This window comes from Pseudogulbenkiania subflava DSM 22618, from assembly GCF_900177275.1.
Taxonomy (GTDB): domain Bacteria; phylum Pseudomonadota; class Gammaproteobacteria; order Burkholderiales; family Chromobacteriaceae; genus Pseudogulbenkiania; species Pseudogulbenkiania subflava.
Map to the genome: position 1 here is coordinate 23,816 of NZ_FXAG01000028.1, position 16,282 is coordinate 40,097.

Here is a 16,282-nt window from a genome sequence, read left to right on the forward strand (position 1 = left end):
CGGTGGAGCCTGGAGTCTCCGCGCGGGGGAAAATCGTTGCCGGCGGCTCTTAGTGGGGTGAAGCGCCGCGCCACAACGGTAAGGGAACGATCATCCACAAGGATGTCGCCTCGCCGATGCGCACGGCTACCGCTCGGGAAGGCGTACAGCGGTTCAGGCCAGTCGCCCGCCTTTGACCCGGAGACCTTGACGGGTGAAGGCGGCAACCGCGGCGTGGCTGTGGTTGGCGTGCGCCAGCGCCACCGCCAGCGCGTCGGCGGCGTCGGCCTGCGGCGTGCCGGACAGGTTCAACAGGCGCACGATCATCGCCTGCACCTGCTCCTTGGGCGCCTTGCCATGGCCGACCACCGACTGCTTGACCTGCAGCGCGGTGTACTCCGCCACCGCCAGCTGTTTCAACACCAGCGCCGCCAGCACCGCGCCGCGCGCCTGCCCCAGCATCAGCGTGGCGGCCGGGTTGACGTTGACGAACACCTGCTCGACCGCGGCCTCGCCGGGCCGGTAGGTGTCGACCACGCCGAACAGGCCGTCGACGATGACCTTGATGCGCTCAGTCAGCGGCGCGCCCTGCGGGGTGCGGATGCAGCCCGAGGCGACGTAGTGGCGCTGCTGGCCGATGACGTCGATGACGCCGAAACCGGTGATGCGGCTGCCGGGGTCGATGCCGAGAATGCGCCGGCTCACCGCCCGGCCCAGCCGCGCGCGATGGCGTCGGCTTCGGCCAACCTTTCGGCGGTACCGACGTCGAGCCACAGGCCATCATGACGCGCGCCGCTGACCCGGCCCTCCGCCATCGCCGCGCGCAGCAGTGGTGCGAGCTTGGCCGGCTGATGCGGCGGTGTGGCGGCGAACAGCGCGGGATGGTAAGCGGCGATGCCGGAGAAGGTCAGCGCCTCGCCGTCGGCCGGGCTGGCCGACAGCCGGCCATCGGCCAGCAGGCCGAAGTCGCCGCCCGGATGGTGCTGCGGGTTGGGCACCAAGAGCAGGTGCGCCAGCCTCTGCTGACCATCGAGCTGTGCCGCAGCGTCGCCCAGAGCGGCAAAATCGATATCGGTCAGCACATCGCCGTTGACCACGATGAACGGTGCCTCACCTAACAAGGGCAAGGCGGTGGCGATGCCGCCGGCGGTCTCCAGCGCCGTACCTTCACGCGAGTAGGCGATGCTCACGCCATAGGCGGCGCCATCGCCCAGCGCCGCCTCGATCCGCTCGCCGAGCCAGGCATGGTTGATGACGAGCTCGGTGATGCCTGCATCGCGCAGGCGCTTGATGTGCCAGCCGATCAACGGCTCGCCGCCCACCGGCAGCAGGGGCTTGGGCGTGTGGTCGGTGAGCGGGCGCATGCGTTCGCCGCGCCCGGCGGCCAGGATCATCGCCTTCATTCGTCGTCTGCCACGATGCGGGTGGCGCTGAACAGCGAGCCGACGCTGTCGTCGTCCTCGTCCTTGCCCACCAGTTGCACCAGCAGCTGGTACAGCGGCGAGAGCTCCTGGTAGCGACGCGTGGTCTTCTTTAGATACTTGAGGAAGCGCGGAATCTCGCCGCGGTACTTATCCTTGCCGTCGCGGTGATACAGGCGGGCGAAGATGCCGGCCACCTTCAGATGGCGCTGCACCCCCATCCACTCCACGTCGCGCCAGAACACGTCGATGTCGGCCGGCACCGGCAGGCCGGCGGCACGCGCTTTCTCCCAGTAACGCACCACTAGGTCGAGCACGAAGGCCTCATCCCACTCGATGAAGGCGTCGCGCAGCAGCGACACCAGGTCGTAGCTGATCGGACCGTACACCGCATCCTGGAAATCCAGCACACCGGGCTTGCCCGGCGTCAGCATCAGGTTGCGCACGATGAAATCGCGATGCACGAACACCTTGGGCTGCGCCAGCAGGGCCGGCAGCAGCGCCTTGACGCCGGCATCCCACAGTTGACGCTGGGCATAGTTGAGCGGCTGCCCCAGCTCCTTGGCGCAAAACCACTCCGGGAACAGGTTGAGTTCGCGCGTCAGCAGCGCCTCGTCGTATTCCGGCAGCACACCGGGGCGGCTCGCCTGCTGCAGCTCGATCAGGGTGTCGATGGCCTCCAGCAGCAGATGCTGGTGCACCACCGGGCGCTCGTCGTGCTGCAGCGCCGAGAGATAGGTCACCCGCCCCAGGTCTTCCAACAGCATGAAACCCTGCTCGCGGTCGCGCACCAGGATTTCCGGCACGTTCACCATGGCGAACTGCTCGCGCACCTGGACGTAGGCGTCGGTGTTCATCTTGTCCGGCGGCGCATCCATCACGATGCGGCTCGTGCCATCCGGCAGGGTGACGCGGAAGTAGCGGCGGAAGTCGGCGTCGGCGGCGGCGAACTCCACCGTCAGCTCGGTGTCGGGATAGAGGCCGGCGAGCCAGCCTTTGAGCAGTTCCAATCGTTGCATGTCGGTTCGTTGCGGTGCTGATAGAATTGTGCGATTTTATACCGCTGATTGCCCCCGAGATATGGCTTTGTGCATGGCACGTTTACAACCCACCCCGCTGACGCTGGCGCTCGCCGCCGCGTTCTCACTCTCGTCGGTCCAGGCAGAAGAACTGAACACCGCGCCCGCAGCCGGTCAGACCCAGCTCAGCGCCGACGAACTCAGCGGCCAGATGGACAACGAAATCAAGGCCCGCGGCAACGTGGTGGTACGCCGTGACGACCAGACGCTCACCGCCGACTGGCTGGAGTACTACCAGGCCAAGAACCGCGCCCGCGCCGGCGATCACTTCACACTGACCCAGTCCGGCAGCCGCGTCTCCGGCACCCAGCTCGACTACGACCTGGCCAACCGCACCGGCAGCGCCGAACAGCCCGACTTCGCCGCCGCCGAGGGCCTGCGCACCTTCCGCGGCAGCGGTGAGCGCGCCGAATTCCTCGGCCGAGACAAATACCGCCTGCTGCAGGCACGTGCCAACACCTGCCGCCCGGGCGACGACTCCTGGTACCTCAAGGCCTCCAGCATCGACTTCGACTACGGCAAGAACGTCGGCGAAGCCCACAACGCCCGGATCGAGTTCCAGGGCGTGCCGATCCTGTACACGCCGTGGATCGACTTCCCGCTCGACGGCGGCCGCAAATCGGGCGTCTTGGCGCCCATCGCCAAGACCGGCAGCAACGGCACCGAACTGAGCGTTCCCTACTACTGGAACATCGCGCCCAACTACGACGCCACCCTCACACCAGGCTACAACGACAAGCGCGGTGCCATGCTCGGCGCCGAATTCCGCTACCTGCAGCCGGATTACAAGGGCGAGATCGCCACCACGCAGATACCGGACGACCACGAGGCCGGGCGCAGCCGCTACGCCTGGAGTGCCAAGCACTCGCAAACCCTCGGCTCCGGCTTCAATCTGGGCTACAACGCCAACTACGTCTCCGACGACGACTACTTCAACGACTTCGGCAGCCGCCAGGACATTGCCTCCGGCACCAACCTGGTACGCGAAGCCTGGCTCGGTTACGGCTCGGAGTGGGACAGCGGCACCTTCAACGCCCAGCTCAAGGCACAGCGCTACCAGACGCTGCAGGACTCGACCACCCCGGTCGACGTGCCCTACGCCCGGTTGCCGCAGCTCACCGCCAACGCCAACCAGGAACTGGGGGCGGGCCTGTCGGCCAACCTGCAAGCCGAGCTGACCCGCTTCACCCACCCTACCAAACAGGAAGGCAGCCGCCTGGTCAGCTACCCCAGCGTCACCTGGTCGCTGGACCAGAGCTGGGGCTACCTCCGTCCCAAGCTCGGCGTGCACTACACCCGCTACAGCCTGGACGATTTCGGCAGCGAAAAAGCGCGCGAGGTGACGCGCACCCTGCCCATCTTCAGCACCGATAGCGGCCTTTACTTCGACCGCCCCACCACGCTGTTCGGCAGCAACTACATCCAGACGCTGGAGCCGCGCCTCTACTACCTGAACATCCCGAGCAAGCAGCAGAACGACCTGCCCAACTTCGACAGCGCCGAGAACAGCATCGACTTTGCCCAGCTATTCAATGAGAACCGCTTCTCCGGCTCCGACCGCATCAACGGCGCCAACCAGCTGACCGCGGCGCTATCCACCCGTTACCTGGATGACAAGACCGGCAGCGAACAACTGCGGCTGTCGGTGGGGCAGGTGTTCTACTTCAGCCGGGATAACCTGACGCTGAACGGCACCACCACCGAGCGCAGCGCCCAGAGCTCGGACCTGCTGTTCAGCGCGGCGGGCCAGCTCACCCCGAGCTGGCGCTTCGACAGCCTGTACCAGCACAACCAGGAGCTCAGCAAGACCGAGCAGTACAACCTGCAGCTGTTCTACACCCCCACGCCCGGCAAGACCGCCAGCATCCGCTACCGCTACGACCGCTCGGCCGACGTCGGCAACGCCGACGGCACTCCCGGCCCCTTGCGCCAGGTCGATATCGCCGGGCAGTGGCCGCTGGCGAAAAAGTGGTACGCCGTGGCGCGTTATAACTATTCCCTGATCGACAAGAAACCGCTGGAACAACTAGCCGGCTTCGAGTACAACGACGGCTGCTGGACCGCCCGCGTGGTCGGCCAACGCTACGTGTCTTCCAGCACGGCGACCAAGAATGCCGTCTTCCTGCAACTGGAGCTGAAAGACCTCGGCGGTATCGGCAGCAACCCGCTCGACACCCTGCGACTGGCCATCCCCGGCTATAGCAAAATCAACGACATACGCCAATGACCATGAAGAAAACCCTGCTTGCCCTGTTGATTGCCACCACCCTCGGCACGGCCTACGCGGCCCCGGTACGCGCGGTGGACCGCATCGTCGCGGTCGTCAACAAGAGCGCCATCACCGAGAGCGACCTGCAAAAACGTGTCAAAGACACCGTCATGGAGCTGGAGGCGCGCAAGGTCACGCCCCCGGCCCCCGACGTGTTGTCGCGCCAGGTGCTGGAACAGATGATCACCGAAGAGGTGCAGGTACAGTACGCCACCAGCAACGGCGTACGCGTCAGCGACGACGAGCTGCAGCAGACGCTGGAGCGCCTGGCCAGCCAGAACAAGCTGACGCTCGAGGCGATGAAGGTGCAAGTGGCCAAGGAAGGGGTCACCTTCGACACCTTCCGCGAGCAGATTCGCCGCCAGATCCTGCTGTCCCGCCTCAAGGAGCGGGAAGTCGAGTCGCGTGTGAACGTCAGCGACACCGAGGTCGAGCAGGTCCTGAAGAGCGAGCAGACCGCCAACCGTTCCGAATACCGCCTGGCCAACATCCTGGTGAGCGTGCCGGAGCGCGCCGACGCCAAGCAGATCGACGCCCAGTCGCAAAAGGCGCACAAGGCGCTGGCCGAACTGGACGCCGGCCAGCCGTTCGCCAAGGTGGCGGCGGCCTACTCCGACGCCCCCAACGGTCTCAAGGGCGGCGACCTGGGCTGGCGTCCGGCGTCCAGCCTGCCGCTCGACTTCACCAAGCTGCTGGAAACCATGCAACCCGGCAGCCACACCACCGTGATTCGCAGCCAGCAAGGCTTCTTCATTTTCCAGCTGCAGGAAAAGCGTAGCGCCGATACCCCGCTGATGGTCGAGCAGTACCACGTGCGCCACATCCTGTTGCGCACCAACGAGGCGGTCTCCGAAGCCGACGCCAAGACGCGCCTGCTGCAGATCCGCGACCGTATCGAGCGCGGGGCGAGCTTCGAGGAAATGGCCAAGCTCTACTCCGAAGACGCCAGCAACACCCGCGGCGGCGACCTGGGCTGGGTCAATCTCGGCGACACCGTCCCGACCTTCGAACAGGCCATGACCTCGCTGCCGTTGAATACCGTGTCCCAGCCGGTGCGCTCGCCGTTCGGCTGGCACCTGATCAAGGTCGAAGGCAAGCGCACCCAGGACGTGGCGCAGGATCGCGAGAAGATGATGGTCAAGCAGCAGATTCGCGCCCGCAAGATCGACGAGGCCTACCTCGACTGGGTACGCCAGCTGCGTGACTCGGCCTTCGTCGACGACCGCCTGGAAGAAAAGTGAGCCGCCCGCCCGTTATCGCCATCACCGCCGGCGAACCGGCCGGCATCGGCCCCGAGCTGGTCTTAAGGTTGGCCGAAGCCCCCGGCGCCAGCCGACGCGTCGTCATCGCCGACCGCACGCTGCTGGCCGAACGGGCGCGTCTGCTGGGCCTGGCGCTCACGCTGGCCGACTACCGGCGCGAGACCGCGCCGACGCCCGGCACGCTGGAAGTGCTGCACGTGCCGCTCGCGGCGCCGAGCCGCCCCGGCGTGCTCGACGCCGCCAACGGTCGCTATGTGCTGGCCACGCTGGATGCCGCCATCGCCGGCTGCGTCTCGGGCGAATTCGCCGCCATGGTCACGGCACCGGTGCACAAGGGCGTGATCAACGACGCCGGCGTGCCCTTCTCCGGCCATACCGAATACCTTGCCGAGCAGACCCGTACCCCCCGCGTGGTGATGATGCTGGTCGGCGGCGGCATGCGCGTCGCGCTCGCCACCACCCATCTGCCGCTGCGCGCGGTGCCCGATGCCCTCACCCCGGCCCTCCTGACTGAAGTGCTGCAGATTCTGCACGCCGATCTCGTCGGCAAGTTCGGCATCGCCGCCCCGCGCATCCTGGTAGCCGGTCTCAACCCGCACGCCGGCGAAGGCGGTCACCTGGGGCGCGAGGAAATCGAGGTGATCGAACCGGTGCTGGCCACGTTGCGCGCCGGCGGCATGAATCTGATCGGTCCCCTGCCGGCCGACACGCTGTTCAATCCCGACAAGCTGACCCAGGCCGACGCGGTGCTGGCGATGTACCATGACCAAGGCTTGCCGGTACTCAAGCACGCCAGCTTTGGCCAAGGCGTCAACGTCACGCTGGGCCTGCCCATCATCCGCACCTCGGTCGACCACGGCACCGCGCTGGATCTCGCCGGCAGCGGCCGCGCCGACCCCGGCAGTCTGTTCGAGGCGCTGGCGCTGGCCGAAACCCTGGCCGCCCGCCACGCCGCACCAGGCCCGGTCCGGTAAGACGTCGCCGTGAGAGTGGCTGGGCCATGAACCCCGGCCCTTCGTCTGCGTCTTGGAGCCTGTTCAGGGTCTTTTTGCGGCGGCGGCCGAGCTCTGCCGGATGCCGCGCCAGAACAGAGTTTCGCCGCAGTGTCATTCACTGCCAGTGACGCACAACGACACGATGCGACGCAGCCACGCCACACCTCTCCCGGCACACGGCTCAAGCGCCAGGACGCTCCTCCTCCGTGACATCACGAGCCTCTCCGCCTCCTCAACCCGAGGCAAGCATTGTCCGACAATCGCCAATTCAGCCGCATATAGCCGCCGACGCTATAACCATGACGTGAGCGGCATTTTTCGCGACGCAGCAATTGCGGTAAAATTTGTCGTTATTATCCAAAACCTTGTCGAGTCCAGAGCACGATGAACGCCACCGCCCACCAGCGCGTACGTGAGATTCCCTACAACTACACTTCTTTTTCCGACCGTGAAATCATGATTCGCCTGCTGGGCGAGGACATGTGGCAGCTGTTGGAATCGCTGCGCGGCGAGCGCAAGACCGGCCGTTCCGCCCGCATGCTGTTCGAGGTGCTGGGCGACATCTGGGTGGTGGACCGCAACCCCTACCTGGTCGACGACCTGCTCGACAACCCCAAACGCCTGGCGGCGCTGACCGGGGCGATGCGCCACCGCCTCGCCGAGGTGGAAAAGCGCCGCATCGGCAACGACAAGGTCGGCCAGCTCTTGGTCGCCGCCGGCAACGCCGTGACCCGCTTCGAGCAGCAGTTCAGCGACACCCGCGAGCTGCGCGCCAAGATTCTCAAGCGCCTGACGCGCCACACCCGCAAGGACAACATCCTGTTCGACGGCCTGGCGCGCGTGTCGCACGTCACCGACGCCACCGACTGGCGCGTCGAATACCCGTTCGTGGTGCTGTGCCCCGACACCGAGGCCGAGATCGCCCCGCTGGTGAGGGCCTGTATCGAACTCGGCCTCACCATCATCCCGCGCGGCGGCGGCACCGGCTACACCGGCGGCGCCGTGCCGCTCGACCGCCTGTCGGCCGTGATCAACACCGAGAAGCTCGACCGCCACAACGGCGTCGAATACATCACCCTGCCCGGCCTGACCGGCCGCCACCCGACCATCCAGTGCGGCGCCGGCGTGGTGACGCGCCGCGTCGAGGAAACCGCTCACGCCGCCGGCGTGGTGTTCGCGGTCGACCCGACCTCGGCCGACGCCTCCTGTATCGGCGGCAACGTGGCGATGAACGCCGGCGGCAAGAAGGCGCTGCTGTGGGGCACCGCGCTCGACAACCTGGCCTCGTGGAAGATGGTCGACCCGAACGGCCACTGGCTGTTCATCGAGCGTCTCGGCCACAACTTCGGCAAGATTCACGATATCGACACCGCCACCTTCCGCATCAGCAAGCTGGACGACGATGGCGAAACGGTACTGGACAGCCGCGAGCTGGCGATCCCTGGCCGCACCTTCCGCAAGGTCGGCCTCGGCAAGGACGTCACCGACAAGTTCCTCGCAGGCCTGCCCGGCATCCAGAAGGAAGGTACCGACGGCATCATCACCAGCGCGCGCTTCGTGCTGCACCGCATGCCCAAGCACGCCCGCACCGTCTGCCTGGAATTCTTCGGCACCGTAGCACAGGCCACCCCGGCCATCGTCGAGATCACCGACTACTTCAAGGCCGGCGGCGCCGGTCTGGCGGCCGGCGTGCAGCTGGCCGGCCTCGAACACCTCGACTGGCGCTACGTGCGCGCCGTCGGCTACGCCACCAAGGCCAAGTCCAAGGGTCGGCCGAAGATGGTGCTGATCGCCGACATCGTCTCCGACGACGAAAACGCCGTGGCGGAAACCGCCAGCCACGTGGTCAAGCTCGCCAACGCCCGTTCCGGCGAAGGCTTCATCGCCGTCACCGCCGAGGCACGCAAGAAATTCTGGCTCGACCGCGCCCGCACCGCCGCCATCGCCAAGCACACCAACGCCTTCAAGATCAACGAGGACGTGGTGATCCCGCTGCCGCGCCTGGGCGACTACTCCGACGGCATCGAGCGCATCAACATCGAGCTGTCGATCGCCAACAAGGTGCGCCTGCTCGACCGCCTCACCGACTACTTCCACGGCCGCCTGCCGGTGGACGCCGAGAGCGGCGCGGTGTCGGCCGACGAACTGATCGGCGAGCGCCGCGCCAGCGCCCTGGAGCTGATCGGCGCGGTGCGAACACGCTGGCAGTGGCTGCTCGACCACCTCGACGCCCCGCTCGCCGACTACCGCGCGCTGTGGCCGGAGGCCCCGCTGGAAGACGCTTCGGCCAACCCCGCCTCGGTGTTCATCGCGATGCGCGACTTCCAGTTGCGCGTGAGCTGGAAGCGGGAGCTCCTGGCCGACCTCGAGACGCTGTTCTCCGGCAAGACCGATGCGCCGATCCTGGCCGCGGTCAAGGCCATCCACCAGAAGGTGCTGCGCGGCCGCGTGTTCGTGGCGCTGCACATGCACGCCGGCGACGGCAACGTGCACACCAACCTGCCGGTCAACTCCGACGACTACGACATGCTGCAGACCGCGCACCACGCGGTGGCGCGCATCATGGCGCTGGCGCGCGGCCTCGACGGCGTGATCTCGGGCGAGCACGGCATCGGCATCACCAAGCTGGAATTCCTCACCGACGAGGAAATGGCGCCGTTCGCCGCCTACAAGCAGCAAGTCGACCCGAACGGCCACTTCAACCGCGGCAAGCTGTTGCCGGGCGCAGACCTGTCCAACGCCTACACCCCGTCGTTCGAGCTGTTGGGTGCCGAATCGCTGATCCTCGAGCAGTCCGACATCGGCCAGATCTCCGCTTCGGTGAAGGACTGCCTGCGCTGCGGCAAGTGCAAACCGGTGTGCTCCACCCACGTGCCGCGCGCCAACCTGCTGTACAGCCCGCGCAACAAGATTCTCGGCACCGGCCTCCTGACCGAAGCCTTCCTCTACGAGGAACAGACCCGCCGCGGCGTCAGCTTCAAGCACTTCGACGAGCTGTCCGACGTCGCCGACCATTGCACCGTGTGCCACCGCTGCGTCAAACCGTGTCCGGTCAAGATCGACTTCGGCGACGTCTCGGTGGCGATGCGCAACTTCCTCAGGAAGACCGGCAACAAGAAGTTCAACCCCGGCACCGCGCTCGGCATGACCTTCCTCACCGTCAAGGACCCCGCCACCATCAAGGCGATGCGCGTCGGCATGATCGACATCGGCTACAAGGCGCAGCGTCTCGGCCACAACCTGGCCAAGAAGTTCGGCCTGATCGGCAAACAGAAGGAGCAGCCGCCGGCCACGCTCGGCAAGCCACCCATCAAGGCGCAGGTGATCCACTTCATCAACCGCCCGATGCCGGGCGGCCTGCCGAAGAAAACCGCGCGCGCCCTGCTCGACATCGAGGATCCGAACGTCGTACCGGTGATCCGCAATCCGCAGGTGGCGGAAGACGCCGAGGCGGTGTTCTATTTCCCCGGCTGCGGCTCGGAACGCCTGTTCAGCCAGGTCGGCCTCGCCACCCAGGCGATGCTGTGGCACGTCGGCACCCAGACCGTGCTGCCACCGGGCTACCTGTGCTGCGGCTACCCGCAGACCTCGGCCGGTCACGCCGACAAGGGCGAGCAGATCACCACCGAGAACCGCGTGCTGTTCCACCGCCTGGCCAACACGCTCAACTACCTCGACATCAAGACCGTGGTGGTGAGCTGCGGCACCTGCTACGACCAGCTCACGCAGTATCGCTTCGAAGACATCTTCCCGGGCTGCCGCATCCTCGACATCCACGAGTACCTGATGGAAAAGGGCGTCAAGCTCGACGGCGTGAGCGGCCAGAAGTACCTGTACCATGATCCCTGCCACACCCCGATCAAGGCCTACCAGCCACTCGACGTGGCCAACAGCCTGCTCGGCGGCGGCGTCAAGCTCAACGACCGCTGCTGCGGCGAATCGGGCACCTTCGCGGTGAGCCGCCCGGACATCTCGAGCCAGGTGAAATTCCGCAAGCAGGAAGAAATCGAGAAGGACTTGGCGCTCCTGACCGAGGGCCAGCCGCAGGAGAAACCGGTGAAGCTGCTTACCTCCTGCCCGTCCTGCCTGCAGGGCCTGTCGCGCTACGGCGAGGACACCGGCACCGAGGCCGACTACATCGTGATCGAGATCGCCAAGCACGTGCTGGGCGAGAACTGGATGCCGGAGTACGTCGAGAAGGCGCGCAACGGCGGCATCGAGCGCGTGCTGCTGTAAGCGCTCCGTGCCAGGAAAAAGCGGCCTACCCGGGCCGCTTTTTTTATTCCTGCCTCACCCTCTGGCGTTCCCGCCACTCATCGCCCCGCCACTCGCCTTGCTCGTCTATCATGACATCTTCACCCACCCGGAGCCGCCGCATGCCGCACCTCACGCTCGACTACAGCAGCAACCTCACCACGCTCGACGCCGACCGCACCCTGCTGGCACTCAACCGCCAGCTGGTCGAGTCCGGACAATTCACAGAAAACGACATCAAGAGCCGGGCCTGCCGGCTGGAGCACTTCCGCATCGGCATCGAACCCGCGCCGCGCGCCTTTGCCCACGTCACGCTGGCGCTCCTCTCCGGCCGCACCCCCGAGTGCAAGCAGGCGCTGTCCGCCAGCCTGCTGGCGGTGCTGCAGCGTGCCGGACTGACGCTGCCCGGCGCCGAAGTGCAGCTGAGCGTCGAAGTCCGCGACATGGAGCGAGCCAGCTACAGCAAGGTCATTATCGCCGACTGAATCCAACCCGGCCCCCCGCTCGAGATCACCCGGCGACGCCGCGCCGGGTGCCGTTCCCGCCCCCAGGGTAACCCCTTCATTACACCATGCAGATGGCCTATACTGGCCCGCGGACGGTCCACCGCACCGTCACGACAATAAAGGGGAGAGAATGAAAATCGCACACCGGCTGATGATCCTGATCGCAGCCGCCATCATCGGCAGCGTCTTCATCGGGGGTATGGCGCTGCAGCAGTTGGGCACCGTTCACCAGAGCCTCAAGACCGTCAACGAAGACACCATCCCCAGCCTGCGCAAGCTGGACAATCTCATCATCGAATTGCTGGCGATGCGCACCAGCATCCTCAACCACATCCTGACCACCGACTCCAACCAGATCCAGCAGCTGGACAGCGTGCTCAAGCAGCAGCGTCAAACCCTGAACAAGGCGCTCAAGGACTACGAGGGGCTGATCGGCAGCGACGAGCGCGACCTCGCCCTGTTCAAGGCCTCTTCCAACTCGCTGCAAGGCTATCTGAAGGAAGCGGACAAGGCCGTGGAACTGTCCGGCCTGTACCGCAAGGACGAAGCCTACGCCAAGCTCAACCAGCTCAAGGTACTGGGTGACCAGACCGTGGCCGCGCTCAACCAGGAACTGGAATACAAGGTACAACAGGCCCAGCAGCGTTCCGACAGTGCCGACAGCACCGTGCAGCAGGCCAAGCTCATCGTCGGCGGCGCCGTGCTGGCGATCCTGCTCCTGACCGGTTTGCTGGGCTGGCTGATCGCCCGTCAGATCAGCGTCGGGCTGGCCAACGCCCAGGGCACCATCAGCGCCATCGAATCCTCTCTCGACTTCACCCGCCGCGCCGAAGTGCGCGGCAACGACGAGGTCAGCCAGACCCTGCAGGCCTTCAATCAGCTCATCGCCCGCCTGCAGGACAGTCTGCGCAACCTGCAGGCCGGCGTGCAGGAAGTGGGCCAGACCTCGTCCGAACTGCTCGGCGCGTCGCAACAGGTCGCCAAGAGCTCCGGAGCACAGAGCGAGTCCTCCTCGCACATGGCCGCTTCGGTGGAGCAGATGACGGTCAGCATCAGCCACGTCGCGGAACGTGCCGGCGAAGCCAGCCAGCTCTCCAGCGAAGCCGGCGACCGCGCCGAGAGCGGGCGCCAGGTGATCGGCCAGACCGTTAGCGACATCCACTCCATCGCCGCGGCGGTGGATACCGCGGCCGAGGACATCCGCCAGCTCGACGCCAAGAGCAAGGAGATCGCCTCGGTGATCAACGTGATCCGCGACGTCGCCGACCAGACCAACCTGCTGGCGCTCAATGCCGCCATCGAGGCGGCGCGCGCCGGCGAATCGGGCCGCGGCTTCGCCGTGGTGGCCGACGAGGTGCGCAAGTTGGCCGAACGCACCGCCGCCTCGACGCAGGAAATCGGCACCATCATCGGCGCCATCCAGAACGTGTCGGGCAGCGCGGTCGAGCGCATGCAGCACGCCGTGGCGCGGGTGGAACAGGGGGTCTCCGGCGCCAACTCGGCGCAGCAGTCGATGGGCAGCATCTCCGAGTCGTCCGGCCACAGCGTGCGGCTGGTGGCCGAGATCACCTCCGCGATCCGCGAACAGGGCGAAGCGACCACCACCATCGCCCAGCAGGTGGAACAGGTGGCGCGCATGGCCGAGGAAAACAGCAGCGCGGCGACCCAGGCGGCGGCGCTGGCCGAGCGCCTGGAAGAGGTCTCCGGGCGCATGCGCCAGGTGGTCAGCGCCTACCGGCTGTAAGAACCTGTTCACGATCTTGCTACGCATCCCTGATCGGGGCTCATGTGCACTGCGTGCGAAGCTTTCGCTGGGCACATCGAAGATGTGCACGCAGAGATTCGCTCAGCGAGCGGAAATCCTCATGTACTCCAGTACATTCCGGTTTCTGCGCTGCTCTTCACCCCGCTGAGGGCTGCTCGCGACAGCTCGGGAACAGGTTCTAAGCTCCTGCCCGACACCAAGCCCCCACCCGGCAGCCGCCGCGTGGCGCGACACGACAGCGGCCGGCGATGCCGGCCGCTACAATGAAGCATTCTCCTCTTTCAATTTTTAGCGCGGATTCCCCCGACATGTATTGTGAACTCTGCTCTTCACCGGCCGGCAACGTCCTGTTCGAGGACGATCGCCTGCGGGTGGTGCTGGTCGACGAACCCGGTTACCCGGGTTTTTGTCGCGTCATCTGGAAGGCCCACGTCAAGGAAATGAGCGACCTCGCCGCCGCCGACCGCCAGCACCTGTTCGACTGGCTGCTGCGCACCGAGGTCGCGGTGCGCCAGGTGATGAAGCCCGACAAGATCAACCTGGCCAGCCTCGGCAACATGGTGCCGCACCTGCACTGGCACGTGATTCCGCGCTTCCAGAACGATGCCCATTTCCCCAGCCCGATCTGGGCCGGGGCGCGCCGCAGCGGCGCCGATCATGGCCAGCCGGACCTGGCGCACAAGCTGATCGCCGCGCTCAACACCGTCCCCTGAGGCTCAGCCATGACACCCGGCTTGCCGCCACCCGGCCGTTCTGGGTAGGCTGATGGCCGGGTCTTTGGCATCGCGGTCCGCCGGTCGTTCCAGCGGTGCGCGACGCCGCCGTCAGCGGCTGCATCCGGCGGTGATCCGCGCCGGGCTCCGATCCCGACACCAGGCCAGCGCCAACCGCACGCCAGCGTCTTTCCCGTGCCCCTGTATGGAGAGCCATTTATGTTTACCACGCTGATTTCCGCCAGCGAACTCGCCGCCCTGCCAGCAGCCGAGCGCGTCGTGCTGGATTGCCGCTTCCAGCTCAGCGACCCCGATCATGGCCATCACGCCTACAACAAGGGGCACATTCCCGGTGCCTACTATCTCAACCTCGACTACAACCTGTCCGGGGCCAAAACCGGCCGCAACGGTCGCCATCCCTTGCCCGAAGGGCAGCGTCTCGCGGTCGATCTCGGCACCTGCGGCGTGACGCCGGGCAAACAGGTGGTGGTGTACGACGACGCCGGCGGCATGTTCGCCGCGCGCGCCTGGTGGCTGCTGCGCTGGCTGGGACATGAAGCCGTCGCCGTGCTCGACGGCGGGCTTCCCGCCTGGCTGGCGATCGGCGGTGAACTGACGCGGGACGTGCCGCGTCGTCACACCCAGCGCTACGTCAGCCATCCCGCGCTGGCGCAGGCCGTCAAGGCCGACGCGGTGCTCGCCAACCTGCGCGACCCCGATTTCGTTCTGGTGGACGCCCGTTCGCCGGAACGCTACCGCGGCGAGGGCGAGACGCTGGATCCGGTCGGCGGCCACATCCCCGGTGCGCTGAATCGCTTCTTCATGCGCAACATGGATGAGGATGGCCGCTTCAAGGACAAGGACAGGCTGAAACAGGAATGGATTGCGTTGCTGGGTGCGCGTGACGACTGGTCGGAGGTGGTGCACCAGTGCGGCTCCGGCGTCACCGCCTGCGTCAACCTGCTGGCGATGGAACACGCCGGCCTCACCGGCAGCCGGCTCTATCCCGGCTCGTGGAGCGAATGGTGCAGCGACCCCACTCGGCCGGTGGAACGCTGAGCCCAGCGCCATCCCATAAACAGAAAGCCATCCGGGTTCCTCGCCGGATGGCTTTTTGCAAGCAGCGCCTCACCCGTGGGCATCGATAGTACGGGCGAAACGCGACGCGGCCCGTCACAACGCGGCTGAAAAACGATGGGTTCCGGTACCGAGCACCTCTGCCCATCCTCGGGCGACAAGTATCGATGGCTGCTCCGCAGGATGGGGAAGCACAGTACAACCCATCGTCTCATTGATGGCTTCCGGCATGCTGCGCCCGTCTACGCCAGCATCAGCTTTTGCAACAGACGCTGCCCCTCCTGCCAACTGCCCAGCCCTGCGGTGCTGCCCATATGGCCGGCGTTGCCGGCATCCACCAGCTTTACCCCCCAGCCCTGGGCCATGCGCTCGGCGTCGGCAAACTCGCAGAACAGGTCGTCGTGGCTCGCCACCATGATCGCCGGACACGGCAGGCGCTGTGCCCAAGGTTGGCCGAAGCCGGTGAACTTCGGTAGCCGCGCCCCGGCCGGCAATTCGCCGCTGGCCAGCGCGCGTTCCGGCGTGATCGGCAGCGCCGGCGGCGCCACCAGCAACAGCCCCTTGATCTTGCGCTGTTCCAGCAGCGACGCCGACAGCAGCCAGGCCACCGCGGTGTGGCAGCCCAGGCTGTGCGCCGCGATCACCACCTTGCCGTCGATCTCGGCAACGCTGCGGGCGAGCGCCGCCACCCAGGCGTCGCGGTCCGGATACAGCCAGTCTTCCTGCTCCACCCGGCGCGCCAGCGGGTAGCTGCGCTCCCACAAGGTCTGCCAATGCTGCTGGCCGGAATTGCCCCAGCCCGGTACCGTGAGCAGGAAGATATCCTCGTCGTCGAACATCACAGCGTCCTGTTGTAGTCCACGATCAGCGGGGCATGATCGGAAAATTTCACGTCCTTGTACACCGACGCCGCGCGCGCGCACGCCATCATCGACGGCGTGACGATATGGTAGTCAATCATA

At 66.4% G+C, this 16,282-nt stretch carries 12 protein-coding genes and 1 pseudogene; 8 read left to right on the forward strand and 5 right to left on the reverse strand.

Annotation, left to right across the window (positions count from 1 at the left end; all coding sequences use genetic code 11):
• Positions 1-153: 153 nt before the first annotated feature.
• From ruvC to amgK, 3 genes are read right to left on the reverse strand one after another with little or no spacing between them, the layout of a single operon-like run.
• Positions 154-684: a crossover junction endodeoxyribonuclease RuvC gene (gene ruvC, locus B9N72_RS18845; protein WP_085277742.1), complete on the reverse strand. Its 531-nt coding sequence runs from the start codon at positions 682-684 to the stop codon at positions 154-156.
• Positions 681-1,382: an N-acetylmuramate alpha-1-phosphate uridylyltransferase MurU gene (murU, locus tag B9N72_RS18850; RefSeq protein WP_085277743.1), complete on the reverse strand. Its 702-nt coding sequence runs from the start codon at positions 1,380-1,382 to the stop codon at positions 681-683. Before murU ends, ruvC begins: the two co-directional genes overlap by 4 nt.
• Positions 1,379-2,419, reverse strand: coding sequence for an N-acetylmuramate/N-acetylglucosamine kinase AmgK (amgK, locus tag B9N72_RS18855; RefSeq protein ID WP_085277744.1), 1,041 nt, complete (start codon positions 2,417-2,419; stop codon positions 1,379-1,381). Before amgK ends, murU begins: the two co-directional genes overlap by 4 nt.
• A 73-nt stretch (positions 2,420-2,492) precedes the next feature.
• On the opposite strand from amgK, the gene B9N72_RS18860 reads away from it, so the two are divergent.
• The 8 genes from B9N72_RS18860 (at position 2,493) to B9N72_RS18895 (ending at position 15,302) form a co-directional block, all read left to right on the forward strand.
• Positions 2,493-4,706 carry an LPS-assembly protein LptD gene (locus tag B9N72_RS18860; RefSeq protein ID WP_085277745.1) on the forward strand — a complete coding sequence of 738 codons (2,214 nt, stop codon included), beginning with the start codon at positions 2,493-2,495 and terminating at the stop codon, positions 4,704-4,706.
• Positions 4,703-5,989: a peptidylprolyl isomerase gene (locus tag B9N72_RS18865; protein WP_085277746.1), complete on the forward strand. Its 1,287-nt coding sequence runs from the start codon at positions 4,703-4,705 to the stop codon at positions 5,987-5,989. Before B9N72_RS18860 ends, B9N72_RS18865 begins: the two co-directional genes overlap by 4 nt.
• Positions 5,986-6,984, forward strand: coding sequence for a 4-hydroxythreonine-4-phosphate dehydrogenase PdxA (gene pdxA, locus B9N72_RS18870; protein WP_085277747.1), 999 nt, complete (start codon positions 5,986-5,988; stop codon positions 6,982-6,984). Before B9N72_RS18865 ends, pdxA begins: the two co-directional genes overlap by 4 nt.
• A 405-nt stretch (positions 6,985-7,389) precedes the next feature.
• On the forward strand, positions 7,390-11,241 hold the full coding sequence (locus tag B9N72_RS18875) for a DUF3683 domain-containing protein (protein WP_085277748.1): 3,852 nt from the start codon (positions 7,390-7,392) through the stop codon (positions 11,239-11,241).
• Between the two features lie 140 nt (positions 11,242-11,381).
• A complete protein-coding gene (locus B9N72_RS18880) occupies positions 11,382-11,744 on the forward strand; it encodes a 5-carboxymethyl-2-hydroxymuconate Delta-isomerase (protein WP_085277749.1) in 363 nt (120 codons plus the stop codon).
• Positions 11,745-11,895: 151 nt separating this feature from the next.
• Entirely contained in the window at positions 11,896-13,509 is a 1,614-nt protein-coding gene (locus B9N72_RS18885) for a methyl-accepting chemotaxis protein (RefSeq protein ID WP_085277750.1), read from the forward strand.
• 329 nt (positions 13,510-13,838) lie between these two features.
• Positions 13,839-14,243 carry an HIT family protein gene (locus B9N72_RS18890; RefSeq protein ID WP_085277751.1) on the forward strand — a complete coding sequence of 135 codons (405 nt, stop codon included), beginning with the start codon at positions 13,839-13,841 and terminating at the stop codon, positions 14,241-14,243.
• 219 nt (positions 14,244-14,462) lie between these two features.
• On the forward strand, positions 14,463-15,302 hold the full coding sequence (locus B9N72_RS18895; protein WP_085277752.1) for a sulfurtransferase: 840 nt from the start codon (positions 14,463-14,465) through the stop codon (positions 15,300-15,302).
• Positions 15,303-15,562: 260 nt separating this feature from the next.
• On the opposite strand, the gene B9N72_RS18900 is transcribed toward B9N72_RS18895, so the two are convergent.
• Together B9N72_RS18900 and B9N72_RS20975 are read right to left on the reverse strand one after the other, a co-directional pair.
• On the reverse strand, positions 15,563-16,159 hold the full coding sequence (locus tag B9N72_RS18900; RefSeq protein WP_085277753.1) for an RBBP9/YdeN family alpha/beta hydrolase: 597 nt from the start codon (positions 16,157-16,159) through the stop codon (positions 15,563-15,565).
• Positions 16,159-16,278: pseudogene (locus B9N72_RS20975) on the reverse strand (exodeoxyribonuclease III); the annotation flags it as partial. The gene B9N72_RS18900 and the pseudogene B9N72_RS20975, both read right to left, overlap by 1 nt.
• Between the last annotated feature and the right edge of the window lie 4 nt (positions 16,279-16,282).

Excerpts from the sequence above, each read along its gene's own strand:
- amgK (WP_085277744.1), bottom strand. The coding sequence starts at position 2,419 with ATGCAACGATTGGAACTGCTCAAAGGCTGGCTCGCCGGCCTCTATCCC.
- B9N72_RS18895 (WP_085277752.1), top strand. The coding sequence starts at position 14,463 with ATGTTTACCACGCTGATTTCCGCCAGCGAACTCGCCGCCCTGCCAGCA.
- B9N72_RS18860 (WP_085277745.1), top strand. The coding sequence starts at position 2,493 with ATGGCACGTTTACAACCCACCCCGCTGACGCTGGCGCTCGCCGCCGCG.
- B9N72_RS18885 (WP_085277750.1), top strand. The coding sequence starts at position 11,896 with ATGAAAATCGCACACCGGCTGATGATCCTGATCGCAGCCGCCATCATC.
- B9N72_RS18900 (WP_085277753.1), bottom strand. The coding sequence starts at position 16,159 with ATGTTCGACGACGAGGATATCTTCCTGCTCACGGTACCGGGCTGGGGC.
- murU (WP_085277743.1), bottom strand. The coding sequence starts at position 1,382 with ATGAAGGCGATGATCCTGGCCGCCGGGCGCGGCGAACGCATGCGCCCG.
- B9N72_RS18880 (WP_085277749.1), top strand. The coding sequence starts at position 11,382 with ATGCCGCACCTCACGCTCGACTACAGCAGCAACCTCACCACGCTCGAC.
- B9N72_RS18865 (WP_085277746.1), top strand. The coding sequence starts at position 4,703 with ATGACCATGAAGAAAACCCTGCTTGCCCTGTTGATTGCCACCACCCTC.
- B9N72_RS18875 (WP_085277748.1), top strand. The coding sequence starts at position 7,390 with ATGAACGCCACCGCCCACCAGCGCGTACGTGAGATTCCCTACAACTAC.
- B9N72_RS18890 (WP_085277751.1), top strand. The coding sequence starts at position 13,839 with ATGTATTGTGAACTCTGCTCTTCACCGGCCGGCAACGTCCTGTTCGAG.